Origin of the sequence: Aquirufa esocilacus, from assembly GCF_042715595.1 — a bacterium.
Taxonomy (GTDB): Bacteria; Bacteroidota; Bacteroidia; order Cytophagales; family Spirosomataceae; genus Aquirufa; species Aquirufa esocilacus.
In genome coordinates this window covers 1207223-1224144 of the sequence record NZ_JBBKXX010000001.1, presented here as the reverse complement: position 1 = coordinate 1224144, position 16922 = coordinate 1207223, and the positions used below count along the sequence as shown (strand labels likewise).

The window sequence follows — 16922 nt, the reverse complement described above, 5'->3', positions numbered from 1 at the left end:
TTTTTTGCTTTCCGTTTCCGATTAAAAGGAATTGACCTTTGATTTTGTTAAAGTTCAGGGGAGAAGTAGGGTCTGTAATTTTTACTTTATTGACACTGATGGCGTTTCCTTGGATGGCTTTTCTGGCTTCTCCTTTAGAAGAACAAATGAGATTTTCTGTTCCTACGCTGATGAGGTCGGTGAGGTTTTGGCATTCAGCTAGTAACGAGGCTGAAACTTCATAGACTGGTAATTGCGTAATTAAGGCATCAGAGGCATTACTCAATAATTCTACTGCCTCCTTTGAGAAGAGTAGGGAGGAAGCTTCAATCACCAAAGCACATACGTCTGCGCCATGCACGCGGGTAGTTACCTCTTCTGCAACCGCTTTTTGCAAAATGCGCAAGTGTGGTGCTTCTGCGTGGGCACGCTCCATTTCTTCGATTTGGTCCTTCGTATATAAAGTGAATACGCGGATCAGGCGAGGCACGTCTGCATCAGCGGCATTTAGCCAAAACTGATAGAATGCGAATGGAGATGTTTTAGTAGCATCTAGCCATACATTGCCTGATTCAGACTTGCCAAACTTCGTGCCATCCGCTTTTGTTACTAACGGTGTCGTTAATGCGAAAGCGGCACGTTCGGTCGCATCTTCATCGTGTCCTTCTTTACGGCGGATGATTTCGGTACCAGTGGTAATATTTCCCCACTGATCAGAACCACCCATTTGAAGGCGTACATTTTTGTGCTTATATAAATGATAGAAATCGTATCCTTGTAATAATTGGTAAGAGAACTCAGTGAATGAAATGCCGGTTTCTAGGCGCTTCTTAACAGAGTCTTTGGACATCATATAATTAACGGTTAAGAATTTGCCCGCTTCCCGTAAGAAACCTAGGAAGCTGAATTCTTTAAACCAATCGTAATTATTGACTACTTCTGCTGAATTAGCTCCAGAATGGAATTCTAAGAATTTCTCTAATTGAGCTTGAATACCCACTTGATTTTCGCGCAAAGTATCTTCTGAAAGAAAATCGCGTTCTGCTGATTTTCCAGAGGGATCCCCGATCATACCGGTTGCGCCACCTACTAAAGCAATGGGCTTATGACCAGACAATTGAAAATGCTTTAAAAGCATAATTGCTGCTAAATTTCCAATGTGAAGACTCGGTGCAGTAGGATCGAAACCGATATAAGCCACTGTCATTTCTTTGGCAAGCTGATCCTCTAAACCTGGAATCATATCGTGTAACATCCCTCTCCAACGTAATTCTTCAATGAAATTTGTCATAAATTATTCTTTTTTGCAAAAATACTAAATATCCTTCTTTTTAAATAATAGGGACGAATCGCCATAACTAAGGAAGCGGTAATCGTTTGCCAAAGCCGTGTCGTATACCCGCCTCCAATCATCCCCAATTAAGGAGGCAATCAAAACCAGTAGTGTAGATTTAGGCTGGTGGAAATTCGTCACGATACCGTCACAGAAATGCAAGGTGTAGCCCGGCATGATTAATAATTCAGTTTCAGCCACCCAATAATTTCGATTCTCCTCTTTTAAAAACTGTAAGACGGCATCGAGTGCGTCTTGAACAGATGGGATATAAGAGCGCTCCTCGTATGCAAATTCTTTAGGCAACACCATTACCCCGTTTTCAATAGGTCTTTTTTCAATCAGCCAAACACCACTCCAATACAAACTTTCCAATGCCCGTAAAGAGGTTGTTCCTACCGGGATGAAAGGTCCAAGATGTGCTTTTAATGTTTCAATTAAGGCAGGGGTGAAGACTATTTGCTCCCGGTGCATGGGATGATTGCTGACATCCTCTTCCTTCACAGGTAAGAAGGTGCCTGCGCCCACGTGCAAGGTGAGATAGGCTTTCTGTATGTTGATTTGGTCTAAATCTGCTAATACCTCATCTGAAAAGTGTAAGCTGGCAGTTGGAGCCGCTACGGCACCTGGTTTTTCTGAAAACAACGTTTGGTAACGTTCTGCATCAGAAACTTGCGCCTGTCTCTCCATATAAGGAGGAAGCGGGATTTTGCCGATTTCTTCCAAAATCTGGGCGAAGCTTTTGTTCTTATCCCAACTGATTCGAATGTGATTTCTCTCGCGATCAATCCAGGAGAAAGTTAAATCCCCTTTATAAAGGATATCCCCCTCTTTCCAACGCTTCTTATTTCCCACTAAACATTCCCAACTGGTTTCACCCCTGCTTTCCATTAGTTGCTCCGTGGGTGCCGAATTCGAAATAGGGTGCAATAGAAACAGTTCTATCGCCACGCCGTTTTCCTTAAATAAAGGAATGCGAGCTGGAATAACTTTGGTATTGTTGAAAATCAATAAAGCATTTTTCGGAAGTTGATTAGCTAATTGCCTGAATGCTTCGTGCTTAATTTTGCCATCTTGATAGACTAAAAGCTTCGAATCGTGGCGATTAGCTAAGGGGAATTGAGCAATTTTCGATTCAGGTAAGGGGTAATCAAAGGCCTGAATGGAAATATTCGGCATTTGAAAGCTCATAGCTCCTCTTGGAATTTAGGGCTAGCGAAAAGACGAACGGGTAAATAGATCAACCATACTAATAGGAATACGATACCTAACATAGGAATGTAGCTATAATCTGTTTGGTAAGTTCTTTCGTCGTTCAGCATTAATAGCGCTCTCATTACTAAGATTAGGTAGGTATTAATAAGTGCGGGAAAGAAATGAAGCCAATTAATGAATGTGTTTTTTACTGTCACATTTCCCTTTTCAGCAAATACAGTTAGTATTGTACCCCACTTCTCTGTTGGAATTTTATCAATTGCCTTAATTAAAGAAAGTGACAATACATTTAATAAAGTGATGACACCAGCCACTAGATAGAAGACTTCTTCCTTTGGTAGAAATCCATCGCCGCGTCCAGTTTCCCCAAAATGCACAGCCGTAGGATCAGGAAGGCCTCGGTAAATAAATAACAAGGAAATTCCGAACGCCACCATGGACAAAATTCGCCAAACTCGAGATGCAAAATGGTCTATCGACATAGTTGATTAAAATGTCTGCAAAATTAGTTTTGAAAATCATACCGACCTAATCTTTATTTCTATTATTTTTGTAGATAACCCCGATAGAATGGCAATTTATACGAAGAATGGAGATGGTGGATTTACCCGCTTAGCAGATGGTAAAGGAGTGTCTAAATCGAACGTTCGGATGGACGCAATAGGGGATATCGATGAATTGAATTGCCACCTTGGTGCATTAGTTTGCCAAATTGAGCCGCTTTTGGCGGAAAAGTTACAGTCCATTCAATCGAGTTTATTTGTTTTAGGAGCTCACGTTGCGAGTGATTCTAAAGAATACCTGGGCAACATGAAGTTGATTTCCTTACACGATATCGTTGCTATAGAGGAAATGATTGATGAAATTGATGGTAAAATAGCGCCGATGCGCTTCTTTATATTACCAGGAGGACACCCTACTATTGCTGCCGCCCAAATTACCCGTACCGTTTGCCGTCGAGCTGAGAGAAGCCTGATTCGTTGGGTGCAGGAAGAAGAAAAAGAAGATTATGCGACTGCGATCGCTTATTTGAATAGATTATCCGATTACTTATTTATGATGTGCCGTTATTTGCACCATTCATTGGATATCCCAGAGATACCTTGGAATTCCGGCAAGTAGAAACAAAATTTTATGCAAATTACCATTCAAAAAACGCCTGCATCTCGCTTAAGCGAGGTTGATTTTGATAATTTGGCTTTTGGCCGCAGCTTTGCTGATCATATGCTCGTCGCTGAGTATGCAGATGGAGCCTGGAAATCTGTTCAAATTCAACCTTATGGCCCCTTGTCCTATCAACCAGCGATGATGTCCATTCATTATGGCCAATCTATTTTTGAGGGTATGAAAGCATATCGTTCCAAGAAAGGAGAGGTATTAGTTTTTCGACCTGAAGAGAATATGAAGCGATTTAATAAATCTGCGCTTCGTATGTGTATGCCAGAAGTTCCAGAAGAGATTTTCTTGGGGGGATTGAAGCAATTGATACAATTGGATAATGCTTGGGTGCCAGAAAAAGAGGGTTGCTCCTTGTATATCCGTCCATTTATGTTTGCGACGGACGAATACGTGGGGGTTTCTCCATCAACAACTTATAAGTTTATTATTTTCCTTTGCCCAGTAGGTTCGTATTATTCCAAGCCTTTACGCGTTCGCGTAGAGACCGAATTTATTCGTGCTGCGAAAGGTGGAGTAGGTTTTGCAAAGAATGCAGGTAACTATGGTGGTTCATTATATCCTACCATAGAAGCGAATAAAGCAGGTTACGATCAGATTATTTGGACTGATGCGGCGACTCACCAATTTGTGGAGGAAGCGGGTACAATGAACTTGATGTTTATTATTAACGGAGCCTTAGTGACTGCGCCTACGGGAGATACCATCTTAGATGGTGTGACACGTAAGTCAGTGATTCAGATTGCCAAAGACTGGGGTGTGGAAGTACAGGAGCGTCTTTTGTCCGTGAAGGAATTAGTAGAAGGCATTAGCTCAGGAGCGGTAACGGAAGCATTCGGAGCAGGTACGGCTGCGGTTATAGCACCTATCCAAACGATTGGTTTTGAAGGTAAGGATTACGAATTACCCGCGCGCAAAGAATCTGATTTTTCAGCCAAAGTATTTACGGAGATCAGCCAAATTCGTTTAGGCGAAATTGCAGATACACGCGGCTGGATTTATAAAATTTAATTAGCGGATTTAAAGCTAAGTTTAATACCCGGATCTTTGGGAGTACTAACGTTCTCTAAAAGGATTCGGGTATTTTTGTCTTTGGCCCACAGAATCTGTTGGCCTTTTACCTCTGATGCACCAAACTTGCTATCTAAGTATCCTTTCCACTTATCTATCAGAGGTTGTACATCTTCTGATGAATCTACAAAAATATCAAAGTCGATCTCTGTTAATTTATTCTGGTCATTAGGGATATAGGTGATATCGCTGAAATTCAAATCTGTATCATCAAAATACAGCGTATACGATTTCCCTTTATCTGGTTGTGATTCCGCAAGTTCTAAGGTATCCTGTAGACTAGCAAAATCTTGTCCCCAGCTAGCATTGCGAATAATTTTGCTCGGACTTAAACTTAGTTTTTGCACCCATTCTCCACTTTCTTCCCAAGCTGCTGAAATGGCTTCAGTCTGATCTTTAGCTACATTTTCACTTTGTTTTTCTTGACTACAAGACTGTAAAGTCATAAGTAAGATTAAAACTGCAATTATGCTCATTAATGGAACGAATAGTTTATTTAACGGGTTTTTCATATAATTGTAGCTAAAGATGGAAATTATTAATTATCAAAAATAAATGAATTTCGCCAATGATGATAAAAAATGTTATTTTTGGAAAAATTTATTGAAACAGAGGCTTTGGCCTAAAACATATTCAAGATTATTAGTGGTTAGGTATTTTTAAAATGAGCTGGTTTTTAACCAGCTTTTTTTTTGCCTAAAACTCCCGACCAATACTGACGACTAATCCTGATTTTCCGCTATTAACTACAGGTATACCTAGCTTGCAAACGAAATTGTAATACGTGACAATATCAAAGCCAAGGCCCATTCCATAAATCCAGCGATTTGAAAAGCGGCTTGCAGTTAATGCCGGGTTTGGTTGGTAGACATAAGCAAAATCGAAAAATACGGTTGGATAGATAGCGATGGGCATCTGGTTGAATTGCTTATAAGGGATGAATTTTATGGGAATGATTTTGTTAAATAATTGGTATTTGAATGTGTTTTTAGAAAGCATGAAATTCGTGCCATCGATGACATTTAACTCATAGCCACGCACATTATCATTCCCATATCCGAGTGCCTGCAAGTTAGCGTAGGGTATGTTTTTGTTCTCTTGAGTAACTTTGGCTTTCCATTGCGTCGTAATAAAAAAATTAGATCCTAGATCGAAAAAATATGCAATCGATGCTCTCAGGTCCCAATAATTCAGGGCATCTTGTGCCAAAACTCCAAAATAATTATACGCAAAATCAATCTTTTTTCCTCGTAGTGGATAAGGAGCAAAGTCTCTAAAGTCATAGGAATAAGCATACGTTAATTGTAGAAAATTTTGCTCATTTGATCCTTTGTAGTAATAATTGGGATTCAACTGCCTTATCGTATCTGCAACCACCGAATGGCTGTATCGCACTTCAGCGAAGTGGAAATTATAAAATTTTATTCTTTTTCTAAAGCTTAAGGCACCACTCCAACGTTCTCTTACTACCTTATCACTGCTTAGGGTATTTAATGTATCGTTAATCGTGCGGAATGCCAGGTTTTTATTGGTGGTGTAGGACAGGGCTGCACCCAATCCGAGTGTTTTTTTACGATCTAGGTAAGGATTCGAGTAGCCTAGTTCTAGTCGTTGAGTAAACCCCGTTTCGGCTTTAAAGCTTAATTTTTCATTTCTTCCCATGAAATTATTATGGATGAAATGGGCGCCATAAATGGTGCGTTCTATGGAGTGTCCCCTGGACCACCAATCGTTGAGGTTACGGTCAGCTAGTTGGAAAATGGGGTAACCTAACAAGTACCATTGTTCTAGGAATTCGAAACTAATAGTAATGTGTTCTGGCTTATTTTGGTGGTAGTCGCCTTTGACCCAAATGAAAAGATTGGTATTGGCTAATTTGCGTCGATTGAATTCGAGTCTTGCCTCTAATTCCGTCACTAATAGCGTATCGCCAGGGTTAAAATCTAGTTCTCTCCGTAAGATATTATCCTTAGTCTTTTCATTCCCTTTAAAATTGACACTATCTACGATGACATATTGAGCCGAAACTGTTTTCGTTAGAAAAAAGCAAATCAGTAGGATGACGAGGCGGCGTGTTTTCACCCCACAATTTAGTCATTTAGAACGACTTATTCATGTATAATGGAGGCTTCATTCGTATACCAAAGTTCGAAGTTTGCTTGGTATTTTTTCTCGATGGATGGTCGCTTAATCTTCATGGTAGGCGTTAGACATTCATTTTCAATGGTCCAGTCCTCTTGAACGATGACGACCTTTTTCAAATGTTCATAATTTTTTAACATTGGGTTGACCTCATTTAGAAGTGCTTGGAAAGCTTCTTGTACTTCTGCTATTTCCTTTGATTTAGCTAGTGCAGTTAAAACGACTAGCACAATAGGTTGAGGCAGGTTGACTCCTACCACACAAACCTGTTCAATGAATTCATGTGTATTTAATCTGTTTTCAATCGGTGCGGGAGCCACATAATGCCCTTTCGCTGTTTTGAAATTGTCCTTTACGCGGCCTGTGATCGAAATGAATCGGTCAGCCGTTAATTTTCCTTGATCCCCAGTTCTTAACCAACCGTCTTCCGTAAATAATTCTTCTGTCAGTTTAGGTTCTTTAAAATACCCGGTGGTATTATACGGGGCACGCATTTGAATTTCTTGGGTCTCTGAATCTATCCTTGTCTCACAATCTGGGTGAATTCTGCCCACCGCGCCTAATTTGATTTGATCTCGGGGCATGACGGCATTCAGTCCCATATTCTCCGTCATTCCATAAGCCTCTTGAATGAAAATGCCTAGTTTTTGAAACCAAGTTAATAATTCTTCTGAGATAGGAGCCGCACCCGTTACCGTGAGTTTTGCCTCATCCAACCCAAGTCCTTTTTGAATCTTTTTCTGAACGAACGTTTTGACTACAGGGATGCTCAAAAGTAGATTTAATTTCTTTTGGCTTCCAATTTTCTGTAAAATTCCCTCCTGAAATTTGGCCCAAATTCGGGGAACCGCCAAGAAATGGGTCGGTCGAGCACTGGCTAAATTCTTGGCAAAGGTGTCTAGGTTTTCTACAAAATGGATGGTTCCGCCTGCTGCCGTAGCTGCAAATTCTACGAAATTTCGCTCTGCAATATGGCAGAGTGGTAGATAGGAAATAAAACGGGCATTCGGTAGGTCAAGCAAAGCAATCTCTCTTGCCATATTGATTCCAGCCTCGATGCCGCCATAGGTAATCATGACGCCTTTAGGCATTCCTGTGGTGCCTGAGGTATAAACGATGGTAGCGACGTCACTTGGTTTCGGTTTTGGAAGCTGTTGAATTTCTTCAGTGTTTGCCAAAATATCTGCCCACTGAATCCCTGTTTTTTCAGAACTCTCAGGTGTGTGAATGAGTAAGGTGGTAGCAGGAATTCCCTCTTTAATTTTATCCCAGTGGTCTAATTTTCCTACGATTAGGATTTGGCATTCAGAATGGACCAATACTTGATGAAGTTGATCTTTCGTCAGTGTCGCATAAAAGGGGACGGATATACCCCCTGCTGCGGCAATGGCTAAGTCTGCCATCATCCAATGGGCAGAGTTCTTCGAAAGAATTCCTACATTTTTTGAACCATTTTTACTGTTTTTTTGAATGAATTGGGCGACCTTTTTGACCTCAGTTGCCGCAGCAGAATAGGAGTAGTCAATGTATTGATTTCCTACGGGTTGTCTTAAATAAAGTTTGTTAGGAGTGTTATTTGCCCAATGTAGGAAATTCTCCAAATTGCTTTGGTAATGCGAAATCATGAATCGAGTTTAGAGGTCTTTAGAGAGGAAAAATAAAACTTATTTCCTTTAAATCATAGGACTCTACCGTGAATTCTTTTTCAATTTCCAACAACCCCAGTTCGTTTACCCTGATAATTTTTCCCTCAAATTTTTCATTTGCAGCCTCGTATTGTGCCCATTGAGCACGCCTGAACAGGCGTTCATGGTAGATTTCGTCTATTTTTTCGAATTGCTCAGTGGTGAAAAGCGCATAGGATTCCTCTATGCCTTGAGATATAAAAGCGTAGATTTCCGTTAGGGGAATTTCTGGAGTCAATTGAAGGTAAGCCCGGAGTGAAGTGCCTCGAATATGTTCAAATTGTTTTTGATTAATATTTAGTCCTATCCCGACAATGGAGAAACTCCATTGTCCGGCCTGAAAATTGTTTTCGATTAAAATTCCACCCATTTTGACTCCATCTAGGTAGATGTCGTTCGGCCATTTGATTTCGAAATTGAAATTTTCTCCTTGTGTAGCTCGTGACCAAGCTTCTAGGCCGGCTAAAATTCCGTTCGCAATGGCTTTGCTCAAAAAGAATTGCTTCTCTACTAATCGATGAGGTGGACGTAACAAATAGGATAGTGTGAGATTTTGGTTAGGCTCTGTATTCCAGGTGTTCCCTCTTTGGCCCCGACCGGCTGTTTGATGTCCAGCAATCCAAGCAAAACCCTCGGGTAAATCGTCGTTTAAAGCTTCTGTGAAAGCTATAGAATTTGTCGATGGACAAATGTCAAGATATTTATTCTTTTTGCCGACGAAGCGGGTTGGAGCTTGGTAATTGTTCAATTATTATTTGTAATTTTAGGGTTACAAGAACAAATTTAGATTTTTATTCGTTATTGAATTCTTGTTACACAAATTAATACAGAAAAAATATTTATGAGTAAAACTCTTAAGAAAGACGCAAAGCAAGTCGATGCGTCAGAGGAAATGGTAAGCTGGGTGGTAAAAGGCATGCAGGATAAAAAAGCACAAGAAATTACGGTGTTAGATTTACGTAAAGTAGACAATGCATTTACTGATTTTTTTGTGATTTGTTCAGGTACTTCAGATACTCAAATTGATGCAATCGCTGATTCTGTGGATAAGGAAGTGTGGGAGTCGGGAAAAATTCATGTACATGCGGTGGAGGGTAAAGCAAATCGTGAGTGGATTCTGATGGATTATTATGATGTCATTGTTCACGTGTTTTTGAAAGACAAACGTTCCTTTTTTAAACTAGAGGAATTGTGGGGCGATGCTAAATTCACTGTTATCCCAGATTAATAAAATTTTAATTTATCGAACCTTTTGCACTGATTCAGGTGTTTAATGCCCAACTATAAAAAACAAAATGGCGAAACAAGGGAACAATTTTAAAAATGCAAAGCGCTCTGGCTTACAACCAAGAATGCCTAAAAAACCAGTAGGAGGATTCCAAAGCTGGATGGTCGTAGGGCTAGTGATTGCCGTGATCAGTATGTTTTTCTTTTCAAAGGAAACTACGTTGCAACCCATTACCATTAAGCAATTTGAATCCATGTTGATTCAAAAAGAAGTAGAAAAAGTTGTCATTGTCAATGATAAACTCGTAGAGGTTAGCCTTAAGCCATCGTTTATTCCGAAGTATTTCAAGAAAAATACGACGCAGAAAATTGTCCCTACCTCACAAGTTCCACACTTTGAATTCGAGATTAATTCGAAAGAAAGCTTTGAGCGCTTCTTAGAAGATCGCCAAAAAGCCTTTCCTCGCAACGAGCAAATTATGGCTTCTCCAGAGACGAGAACGGGTCCATTGGACTGGTTAGGTACTTGGGGTTTCTTTATTTTGATGGGTCTAAGTTTCTATTTCTTGTTCTTCAGAATGGGTGGTGGTGCTGGTGGCGGTGGCCAAATTTTCAACATCGGTCGCTCACGTGCCACTTTAATTGAAGGGGAATCGAAAGTAAAGATTACATTCAATGATGTAGCCGGTTTAGATGAAGCGAAAGAAGAGATTCAAGAGATTGTTGAGTTCTTGAAATTCCCTAAAAAGTTCACTGATTTAGGGGGTAAAATTCCGAAAGGTGCTTTATTAGTAGGCCCTCCAGGTACGGGTAAAACCTTGCTTGCTAAAGCAGTGGCAGGGGAAGCTGGCGTTCCATTCTTCTCTTTATCAGGTTCTGATTTTGTGGAGATGTTTGTGGGTGTAGGCGCAGCTCGTGTACGTGATTTGTTTAAGCAGGCGAAGGAAAAAGCACCTTGTATTATCTTTATTGATGAGATTGATGCAGTAGGTCGTTCTCGAGGACGTGGCTCTATGCCAGGTGGTAATGATGAACGTGAAAATACCTTGAACTCTCTTTTAGTGGAGATGGATGGTTTTGCAACAGATTCAGGAATCATCATTATGGCGGCTACAAACCGTCCAGATGTATTAGATCCAGCCTTATTGCGTCCAGGTCGTTTTGACCGTCAAATTTCGATTGACAAACCCGATATCATCGGTCGTGAAGCGATTTTTAAGGTACACTTAAAGCCTTTGAAATTAGCGGAAGATACAGATCCAAAGGAATTAGCTGCACAGACTCCTGGTTTTGCAGGTGCGGAGATTGCTAATGTGTGTAACGAGGCAGCTTTAATCGCTGCTCGTCGTTCTAAGACAGCGGTGGATATGAATGACTTCCAAGAAGCGATGGATCGCGTGATTGGTGGTTTAGAGAAGAAAAACAAGTTAATCTCACCAGAAGAGAAGAAAATTGTGGCGTTCCACGAAGCAGGGCATGCGATTGCTGGCTGGTTCTTAGAGCACGCAAATCCTTTAGTGAAAGTATCGATTGTGCCACGTGGAGTGGCTGCATTAGGTTACGCACAATACTTGCCTAAAGAGCAATTTTTGTACCGTACGGAGCAATTGATGGATGAAATGTGTGTGACTTTAGGTGGTCGTGCTGCGGAGGAGATTGTCTTTGGTAAGATCTCAACAGGAGCACAAAACGACTTAGAGCGTATCACGAAATTAGCCTACTCGATGGTGACCATTTATGGTATGAACGAGAAATTAGGCAATATCTCTTATTATGATTCTAAAGGATCGGAGTACCAGTTTAACAAGCCTTATTCGGAAACCACGGCACGTGAAATTGATGAGGAGGTTCGTAAAATCATCAAAGAGGCTTATGATCGCACGAAGAAATTGTTGAAATCGAAACAAGATAAATTGACAATTTTAGCTGAGCAATTATTGCAAAAAGAGGTATTGTTTCAGAGTGATTTAGAAGCACTTGTAGGTCCTCGTCCTTTCGAGCAATTAACGTCTTACCAAGAGTTTATTAAAGGAGAGACCGAGAAGAAACGCAAGGTGGCTAAAGATGAGCGTGACTTAGCAGAGGAAAAAAAGAATGCTCCTAAGAAGGCGCCAGTTGCTAAGAAAACGGAAGTAGTAGCTAAAAAGCCTGCAGCTAAAAAGGCTCCAGCTAAAAAGCCTACTGCTTCGAAAGAGGTGGCAACTAAGCCAAGAGCTAGAAAGCCTAAATCAACCGGTACCGATAGTTAATTAATTGGGGCGCCTTTTAGTCGCCCCATTTTTTTGATATGATTCACATTAATCTGACATCTGGTAAAAAAGTATATTTCGCCTCTGATTTTCATTTAGGTTTTCCGGATGAAAAGTCTTCCAGGGAGCGTGAGAAAGCTTTGGTTTCCTGGTTAGATCAGGTTCAGTCAGATACTCAGGATTTATTTCTGCTGGGTGATATATTTGATTTTTGGTTCGAATATAAAACGGCAGTTCCGCGCGGTTTTGTTCGCTTTCTAGGCAAATTGTCAGTCCTGGCTGATCAAGGAATTAACATTCATATTTTTGTGGGAAATCACGATTTGTGGATGTGGGATTATTTAGAACGCGAGCTAGGAGCTAAGATTTACAGAGAGCCGAGTGATTTGAAGATCACCTCAGCTAATGCTTCATTTCAATTGCACATTGGTCACGGTGATGGTTTAGGACATGGAGATACGGGCTATAAGATTTTGAAGAAAGTATTCACGAATCGAATAGCGCAATGGCTTTTTGGATTCTTGCATCCGAATGTAGGGATAAGTCTAGCGAATTTTTGGTCATCTACTCGTAAGGAAAGTACAATGGAGAAAGGTGAGCAGGCCTTTGATCCAGAAACGGATTACATTTTATCTTATGTGCGCGAAACGGCTGCATTGAAGCCGACGGTCGAGGCTTTTGTGTTTGGCCATCGTCACCACCCCATCGCTTATTCGCTACCTTCTGGGGCGACTTATTACAATCTGGGGGATTGGTTTAATCCCCATTTCAAAAATGCTTATTATCTCCAAATTGATGAAAATAAAATCAACTTTATTCATTTTAACGCTGATCGCGTTTAATTCCTTAGCCCAACAAGCTTCACCTACCACTACTACTGAACAATGGCGTCCTGCCATTCATTTTAGCCCTAAGAAAAACTGGACCAATGACCCGAATGGTTTGATCTATATCAACGGGAATTACCATCTCTTCTATCAATATAATCCTCAAGGAAACGAGTGGGGGAACATGAGTTGGGGTCATGCGAAAAGCAAAGACTTATTGCATTGGGAAGAATTGCCTGTGGCAATACCTCATGGTAAAGAATACATTTTCTCTGGTTGTGTGGTCTTTGATAAGGATCATGTATCTGGCTTAGGCGATCCTAATAAGCCTTTATTAATTGCCATTTATACAGCAGATTACCCGAATACATTGCAAGAACAGCATTTGGCCTATTCAAATGATGAAGGCCTGACTTGGACAAAATATGATCAAAATCCGGTTTTAAGTATCAATCTGAAAGATTTTAGAGATCCGAACATTATATACCACAGCCCATCTAAGCAATTCGTGATGACTGTCGTAAAGCCATGGGAATATACTGCTCAGTTTTATGGTTCTAAAGATTTGATTCACTGGAGTTTGTTAAGCGAATTCGGTCCGCAAGGTGATGTGGATATGATTTGGGAATGCCCATCTTTGCTAGAGTTACCTGTGGAAAATTCGAAAGAAACGAAATGGGTCTTAGCTTTATCTAGTCAAGGGCCTTATAAGAAAGCAGTGGGGATGCAGTATTTTGTCGGAAATTTTGATGGAAAAACCTTTACGAATGACGCACCTAAAGAGCAGGTAAACTATGTCGATTATGGTCGTGATTTTTATGCGGCGATTCCTTTTTACAACACGGTAAATAAAGAGGTATTTTGGTTAGGTTGGATGTTAAGCTGGTCTTATGGTAAAGAACAGCCGACTTTCCCTTGGAAAGGCCAAATGTCCTTAGCCAGAACACTTTCACTAGAGCATACCTCTCAGGGTTTAAAGCTAAAACAGATTTTGAAACCGGATTTGACTAAAGAGAAGCCAAGTTTTCAAGCAAAAAATTTGGTCTTAAAAGGTAGTAAGACTTTATCTGGCATGAAATTTCTTCAGGATAAAACCTATTTGATTGAAATAAAAGTCGATGCAACGAATGCGAAACAATGGGGTATTGAATTAGGAGATGAGGCGAAAGAGAATCCAGAATTAACGCGCATTGGTTTCGATGAAAAGAGCCAAGATTGGTTTATTGATCGTCGATTGAGTGGCCAAATTCCTGCACCAGGATTTGATATGATTCAATCTGCTCCTTTTATTCCCGGGGAAGAGAAAGTGTTGCAACTCGTGGTAGATCATTCTACTCTAGAGTTGTTGGCTCAGGATGGTTTGGTGGCAATCAGCTCATTACGTTTCCCTAAGAAAAAAGAGACGGTTCGTTTAGTATCGTACGGAGGTGAACTCAGGATAAAGGAATTGCGTATTTGGGAGGTTAAATAGGGATTTTTTACTATCTTCGATTGCTTTTAAATTAACCAAGAAACGAATGTCGCAATTTCACACACGCTTAGAGGTCATGACTGAATTGGCCAAAAACATGGACTCTTACGTGAAGGATTATTTAGTCCCGATCGAGACCAATTGGCAGCCAGCAGACATGTTGCCCGATTCCACAAAAGAGTCATTCTTTTCAGATGTAAAAGCCTTGCAAGAGGCGGCGAATGAATTGCCCTATGATTATTGGGCTGTTTTAGTGGGTGATACGATCACTGAAGAGGCTTTGCCTACCTACGAATCTTGGTTATTAGGCATGGAAACAGTGAACCATGTAGACCAAAATGATGGCTGGGCTCGCTGGATTCGTACTTGGACAGCTGAAGAAAATCGTCACGGAAATTTATTGGGTACCTATTTGTATCTATCCGGAAAGGTAGATATGAAGGCTGTAGCCGTTTCCACTCAATACTTAATTGCAGATGGATTTGATATCGGAACGTCCGCAGATCCGTATCGCAATTTCGTTTATACTTCGTTTCAAGAGTTAGCGACTAATATTTCTCACCGTCGTACAGCTTCATTAGCCAAGCAACACGGTAACTCTCTTTTATCTCGTATGTGTGCGCAAATTGCCGCAGATGAGTTACGTCACCACAAAGCCTATCGCGCTTTCGTATCGGAGATATTTAATTTAGATCCGAACGAAATGATGCTTGCTTTTGCGGATATGATGAAAAAGAAAATTGTCATGCCAGCACACTTTTTACGCGAAATTAATGGTGCAAAAAGTTCTTTATTCGAGCATTTCTCAGATGCGGCACAACGTCTAGGCGTCTATACGACACAGGATTATGTGACAATTATGAAAGGTCTAATCAGTGACTGGAATATCGAACAAATGACAGGATTAAATGAAACAGCAGAGAAAGCACGTGATTATGTGGCTAATTTGCCAGCCCGTTTAGAAAAATTAGCAGATCGAGTTAAGGTGCCAGAATTAGCGTATCCTTTCTCCTGGATTGCCTAATCAATTATGTCTAAGAAATTATCAATGGATGAGCTGAACAGGCTCGACGTATCCACTTATAAAAGCTCTGAAAAGTTTCCCTATGTAATCGTATTAGATGACATTAGGAGCATGAATAACATTGGTTCTGCTTTCAGAACTGGGGATGCCTTTAAATGTGCAGCGATTCATTTGTGCGGTATCACGGCTCAGCCCCCGCATCGGGAGATTTCTAAAACGGCTTTGGGTGCGGATGAATCTGTAGATTGGGTATACTTCGAGGATGGAGCTTCCTCTCGTCAGGCTTTGCGCGCAGCGGGATATCACATTGTTTGTGTGGAGCAGGTTCAAGGTTCTGTTTCTTTAGAAGAATTCAAGCCACTTAAAAATCAAAAATATGCCTTTGTGTTTGGTAACGAAGTATTTGGGGTAAATGATGAATGGATTCAAGAGGCGGATTTTAGCTTAGAAATACCTCAGTTCGGTACGAAACATTCGTTAAATGTATCCGTAAGTATGGGGATCGTTATCTGGGATTTTGTGTCTAAAATTATCGTTTAATTTCGCTTATCCTTTTTATTTTGCGTTCATCCTTTTGCCCGGATTCGAACGCATTTTTTGTTTAAATTCGCCTTGTTAATTTTATGCTATGATACTATCAATTCAGAATGTGGTGAAGCGCTATGCGGATCACACAGCTTTAGCCGGAGTAAGTTTGGAGATTCCGAAGGGCCAAATCTTTGGACTTTTAGGCCCTAATGGCGCCGGCAAAACCTCCCTTATTCGAATCATTAATCAAATCACTGCACCGGATGAGGGGCAAGTGTTGTTTGATGGTGAGCTTTTGCAGCCTAAACACGTAGAACAAATCGGTTATTTGCCTGAAGAGCGTGGTTTGTATAAGAAAATGAAGGTAGGTGATCAGCTGATGTATTTAGCGCAGCTAAAGGGGCTTTCTAAGGCTGAGGCGCAAAGCAGATTAAAAGATTGGTTCATTCGATTAGACATAAAGGATTGGTGGTATAAGCCAGTAGATGATTTGTCCAAAGGGATGCAGCAAAAGACCCAGTTCATTGCGACAGTTGTGCATGAGCCCAAATTATTAATTCTTGATGAGCCTTTTTCGGGTTTTGATCCGATTAATGCAAATATGTTAAAGGATGAGATATTGGGCTTAAAAGAACGCGGAACAACCATTTTGTTCTCTACTCATCGAATGGAATCTGTTGAGGAGTTGTGCGATAGCATTGCGCTGATTAATCATTCCCAAGTAGTGTTGACAGGGGAGAAAGACGAGGTTAGGAACCGCTTCAAAGAACATGCCTATGAGGTGAGGTATTCTGGGGATCTAGGGGAATCCAAGGCGTATGAAATTATTTCCAAAGCGCCCGAAAATAATCGGGCAATCATCAAACTAGCGCAGCCAGATCAAACTAATTTGGCTATTGCAGCTTTGATTAAGCAGGTCGATTTGTTCGAATTCAAAGAAGTAATTCCCTCCTTTAATGACATTTTTATTCAAGTAGTAGCCGAAACGAAATAAG

General features: G+C 40.7%; 16 protein-coding genes (1 of these 16 cut by a window edge). 9 read left to right on the top strand and 7 right to left on the bottom strand.

Going from position 1 to position 16922, the window contains the following annotated elements; translation table 11 throughout:
- The 3 genes in view from tyrS to SKC37_RS05420 are tightly spaced (at most 24 nt apart) and all read right to left on the bottom strand, a layout consistent with a single transcriptional unit that may run on beyond the window.
- Positions 1–1270 carry the 5' portion of a tyrosine--tRNA ligase gene (gene tyrS / locus SKC37_RS05430; RefSeq protein ID WP_377980489.1) on the bottom strand. It extends 23 nt beyond the left edge of the window, so only the first 1270 of its 1293 coding nucleotides appear in the window; it begins with the start codon at positions 1268–1270; its stop codon lies off the left edge, out of view.
- Positions 1271–1294: 24 nt separating this feature from the next.
- Positions 1295–2503, bottom strand: a complete 1209-nt coding sequence (locus tag SKC37_RS05425; RefSeq protein WP_377980488.1) for an S-adenosylmethionine:tRNA ribosyltransferase-isomerase — start codon at positions 2501–2503, stop codon at positions 1295–1297.
- Positions 2500–3009: a hypothetical protein gene (locus SKC37_RS05420; protein ID WP_377980486.1), complete on the bottom strand. Its 510-nt coding sequence runs from the start codon at positions 3007–3009 to the stop codon at positions 2500–2502. Before SKC37_RS05420 ends, SKC37_RS05425 begins: the two co-directional genes overlap by 4 nt.
- Positions 3010–3097: 88 nt before the next feature.
- On the opposite strand from SKC37_RS05420, the gene SKC37_RS05415 reads away from it, so the two are divergent.
- Complete coding sequence (locus tag SKC37_RS05415; RefSeq protein WP_377980485.1) at positions 3098–3649, top strand: cob(I)yrinic acid a,c-diamide adenosyltransferase; 552 nt, start codon at positions 3098–3100, stop codon at positions 3647–3649.
- Positions 3650–3661: 12 nt separating this feature from the next.
- A complete protein-coding gene (locus tag SKC37_RS05410; RefSeq protein WP_377980484.1) occupies positions 3662–4714 on the top strand; it encodes a branched-chain amino acid aminotransferase in 1053 nt (350 codons plus the stop codon).
- Here the strand turns inward: SKC37_RS05410 and SKC37_RS05405 are convergent.
- The 4 genes from SKC37_RS05405 to SKC37_RS05390 all read right to left on the bottom strand — a co-directional run bounded on the left by SKC37_RS05405 (position 4711) and on the right by SKC37_RS05390 (position 9349).
- Positions 4711–5286, bottom strand: coding sequence for a hypothetical protein (locus SKC37_RS05405; protein ID WP_377980483.1), 576 nt, complete (start codon positions 5284–5286; stop codon positions 4711–4713). The two genes, SKC37_RS05410 and SKC37_RS05405, sit on opposite strands and share 4 nt — an antisense overlap.
- 184 nt (positions 5287–5470) lie before the next feature.
- A complete protein-coding gene (locus SKC37_RS05400) occupies positions 5471–6856 on the bottom strand; it encodes a BamA/TamA family outer membrane protein (RefSeq protein ID WP_377980482.1) in 1386 nt (461 codons plus the stop codon).
- 26 nt (positions 6857–6882) lie between these two features.
- Positions 6883–8541, bottom strand: a complete 1659-nt coding sequence (locus tag SKC37_RS05395) for an AMP-binding protein (RefSeq protein ID WP_377980481.1) — start codon at positions 8539–8541, stop codon at positions 6883–6885.
- 19 nt (positions 8542–8560) lie between these two features.
- On the bottom strand, positions 8561–9349 hold the full coding sequence (locus tag SKC37_RS05390) for a biotin--[acetyl-CoA-carboxylase] ligase (RefSeq protein ID WP_377980480.1): 789 nt from the start codon (positions 9347–9349) through the stop codon (positions 8561–8563).
- Positions 9350–9442: 93 nt separating this feature from the next.
- Here SKC37_RS05390 and rsfS point away from each other — a divergent pair, with 93 nt between their 5' ends.
- The 7 genes from rsfS to SKC37_RS05355 all read left to right on the top strand — a co-directional run bounded on the left by rsfS (position 9443) and on the right by SKC37_RS05355 (position 16921).
- The gene (gene rsfS, locus SKC37_RS05385; RefSeq protein ID WP_377980479.1) at positions 9443–9829 is read left to right on the top strand and encodes a ribosome silencing factor; all 387 of its coding nucleotides are present in this window, start codon (positions 9443–9445) and stop codon (positions 9827–9829) included.
- 67 nt (positions 9830–9896) lie between these two features.
- Positions 9897–12077, top strand: coding sequence for an ATP-dependent zinc metalloprotease FtsH (gene ftsH, locus SKC37_RS05380; RefSeq protein ID WP_377980478.1), 2181 nt, complete (start codon positions 9897–9899; stop codon positions 12075–12077).
- 38 nt (positions 12078–12115) lie between these two features.
- Positions 12116–12919 carry a UDP-2,3-diacylglucosamine diphosphatase gene (locus SKC37_RS05375; RefSeq protein WP_377980477.1) on the top strand — a complete coding sequence of 268 codons (804 nt, stop codon included), beginning with the start codon at positions 12116–12118 and terminating at the stop codon, positions 12917–12919.
- Entirely contained in the window at positions 12873–14375 is a 1503-nt protein-coding gene (locus SKC37_RS05370; protein ID WP_377980476.1) for a glycoside hydrolase family 32 protein, read from the top strand. Before SKC37_RS05375 ends, SKC37_RS05370 begins: the two co-directional genes overlap by 47 nt.
- A 46-nt stretch (positions 14376–14421) precedes the next feature.
- The gene (locus SKC37_RS05365; RefSeq protein WP_377980474.1) at positions 14422–15399 is read left to right on the top strand and encodes an acyl-ACP desaturase; all 978 of its coding nucleotides are present in this window, start codon (positions 14422–14424) and stop codon (positions 15397–15399) included.
- A 6-nt stretch (positions 15400–15405) separates the two neighbouring features.
- A complete protein-coding gene (locus SKC37_RS05360; protein ID WP_377980473.1) occupies positions 15406–15939 on the top strand; it encodes a TrmH family RNA methyltransferase in 534 nt (177 codons plus the stop codon).
- Positions 15940–16027: 88 nt separating this feature from the next.
- A complete protein-coding gene (locus SKC37_RS05355) occupies positions 16028–16921 on the top strand; it encodes an ABC transporter ATP-binding protein (protein WP_377980472.1) in 894 nt (297 codons plus the stop codon).
- Position 16922: the final 1 nt, after the last annotated feature.

What these genes read in the sequence shown, in the direction of transcription:
- SKC37_RS05425 (WP_377980488.1), bottom strand. Translation starts at nt 2,503, where the DNA reads ATGAGCTTTCAAATGCCGAATATTTCCATTCAGGCCTTTGATTACCCC.
- SKC37_RS05420 (WP_377980486.1), bottom strand. Translation starts at nt 3,009, where the DNA reads ATGTCGATAGACCATTTTGCATCTCGAGTTTGGCGAATTTTGTCCATG.
- SKC37_RS05415 (WP_377980485.1), top strand. Translation starts at nt 3,098, where the DNA reads ATGGCAATTTATACGAAGAATGGAGATGGTGGATTTACCCGCTTAGCA.
- SKC37_RS05410 (WP_377980484.1), top strand. Translation starts at nt 3,662, where the DNA reads ATGCAAATTACCATTCAAAAAACGCCTGCATCTCGCTTAAGCGAGGTT.
- SKC37_RS05405 (WP_377980483.1), bottom strand. Translation starts at nt 5,286, where the DNA reads ATGAAAAACCCGTTAAATAAACTATTCGTTCCATTAATGAGCATAATT.
- SKC37_RS05395 (WP_377980481.1), bottom strand. Translation starts at nt 8,541, where the DNA reads ATGATTTCGCATTACCAAAGCAATTTGGAGAATTTCCTACATTGGGCA.
- rsfS (WP_377980479.1), top strand. Translation starts at nt 9,443, where the DNA reads ATGAGTAAAACTCTTAAGAAAGACGCAAAGCAAGTCGATGCGTCAGAG.
- ftsH (WP_377980478.1), top strand. Translation starts at nt 9,897, where the DNA reads ATGGCGAAACAAGGGAACAATTTTAAAAATGCAAAGCGCTCTGGCTTA.
- SKC37_RS05375 (WP_377980477.1), top strand. Translation starts at nt 12,116, where the DNA reads ATGATTCACATTAATCTGACATCTGGTAAAAAAGTATATTTCGCCTCT.
- SKC37_RS05370 (WP_377980476.1), top strand. Translation starts at nt 12,873, where the DNA reads ATGAAAATAAAATCAACTTTATTCATTTTAACGCTGATCGCGTTTAAT.
- SKC37_RS05365 (WP_377980474.1), top strand. Translation starts at nt 14,422, where the DNA reads ATGTCGCAATTTCACACACGCTTAGAGGTCATGACTGAATTGGCCAAA.
- SKC37_RS05360 (WP_377980473.1), top strand. Translation starts at nt 15,406, where the DNA reads ATGTCTAAGAAATTATCAATGGATGAGCTGAACAGGCTCGACGTATCC.
- SKC37_RS05355 (WP_377980472.1), top strand. Translation starts at nt 16,028, where the DNA reads ATGATACTATCAATTCAGAATGTGGTGAAGCGCTATGCGGATCACACA.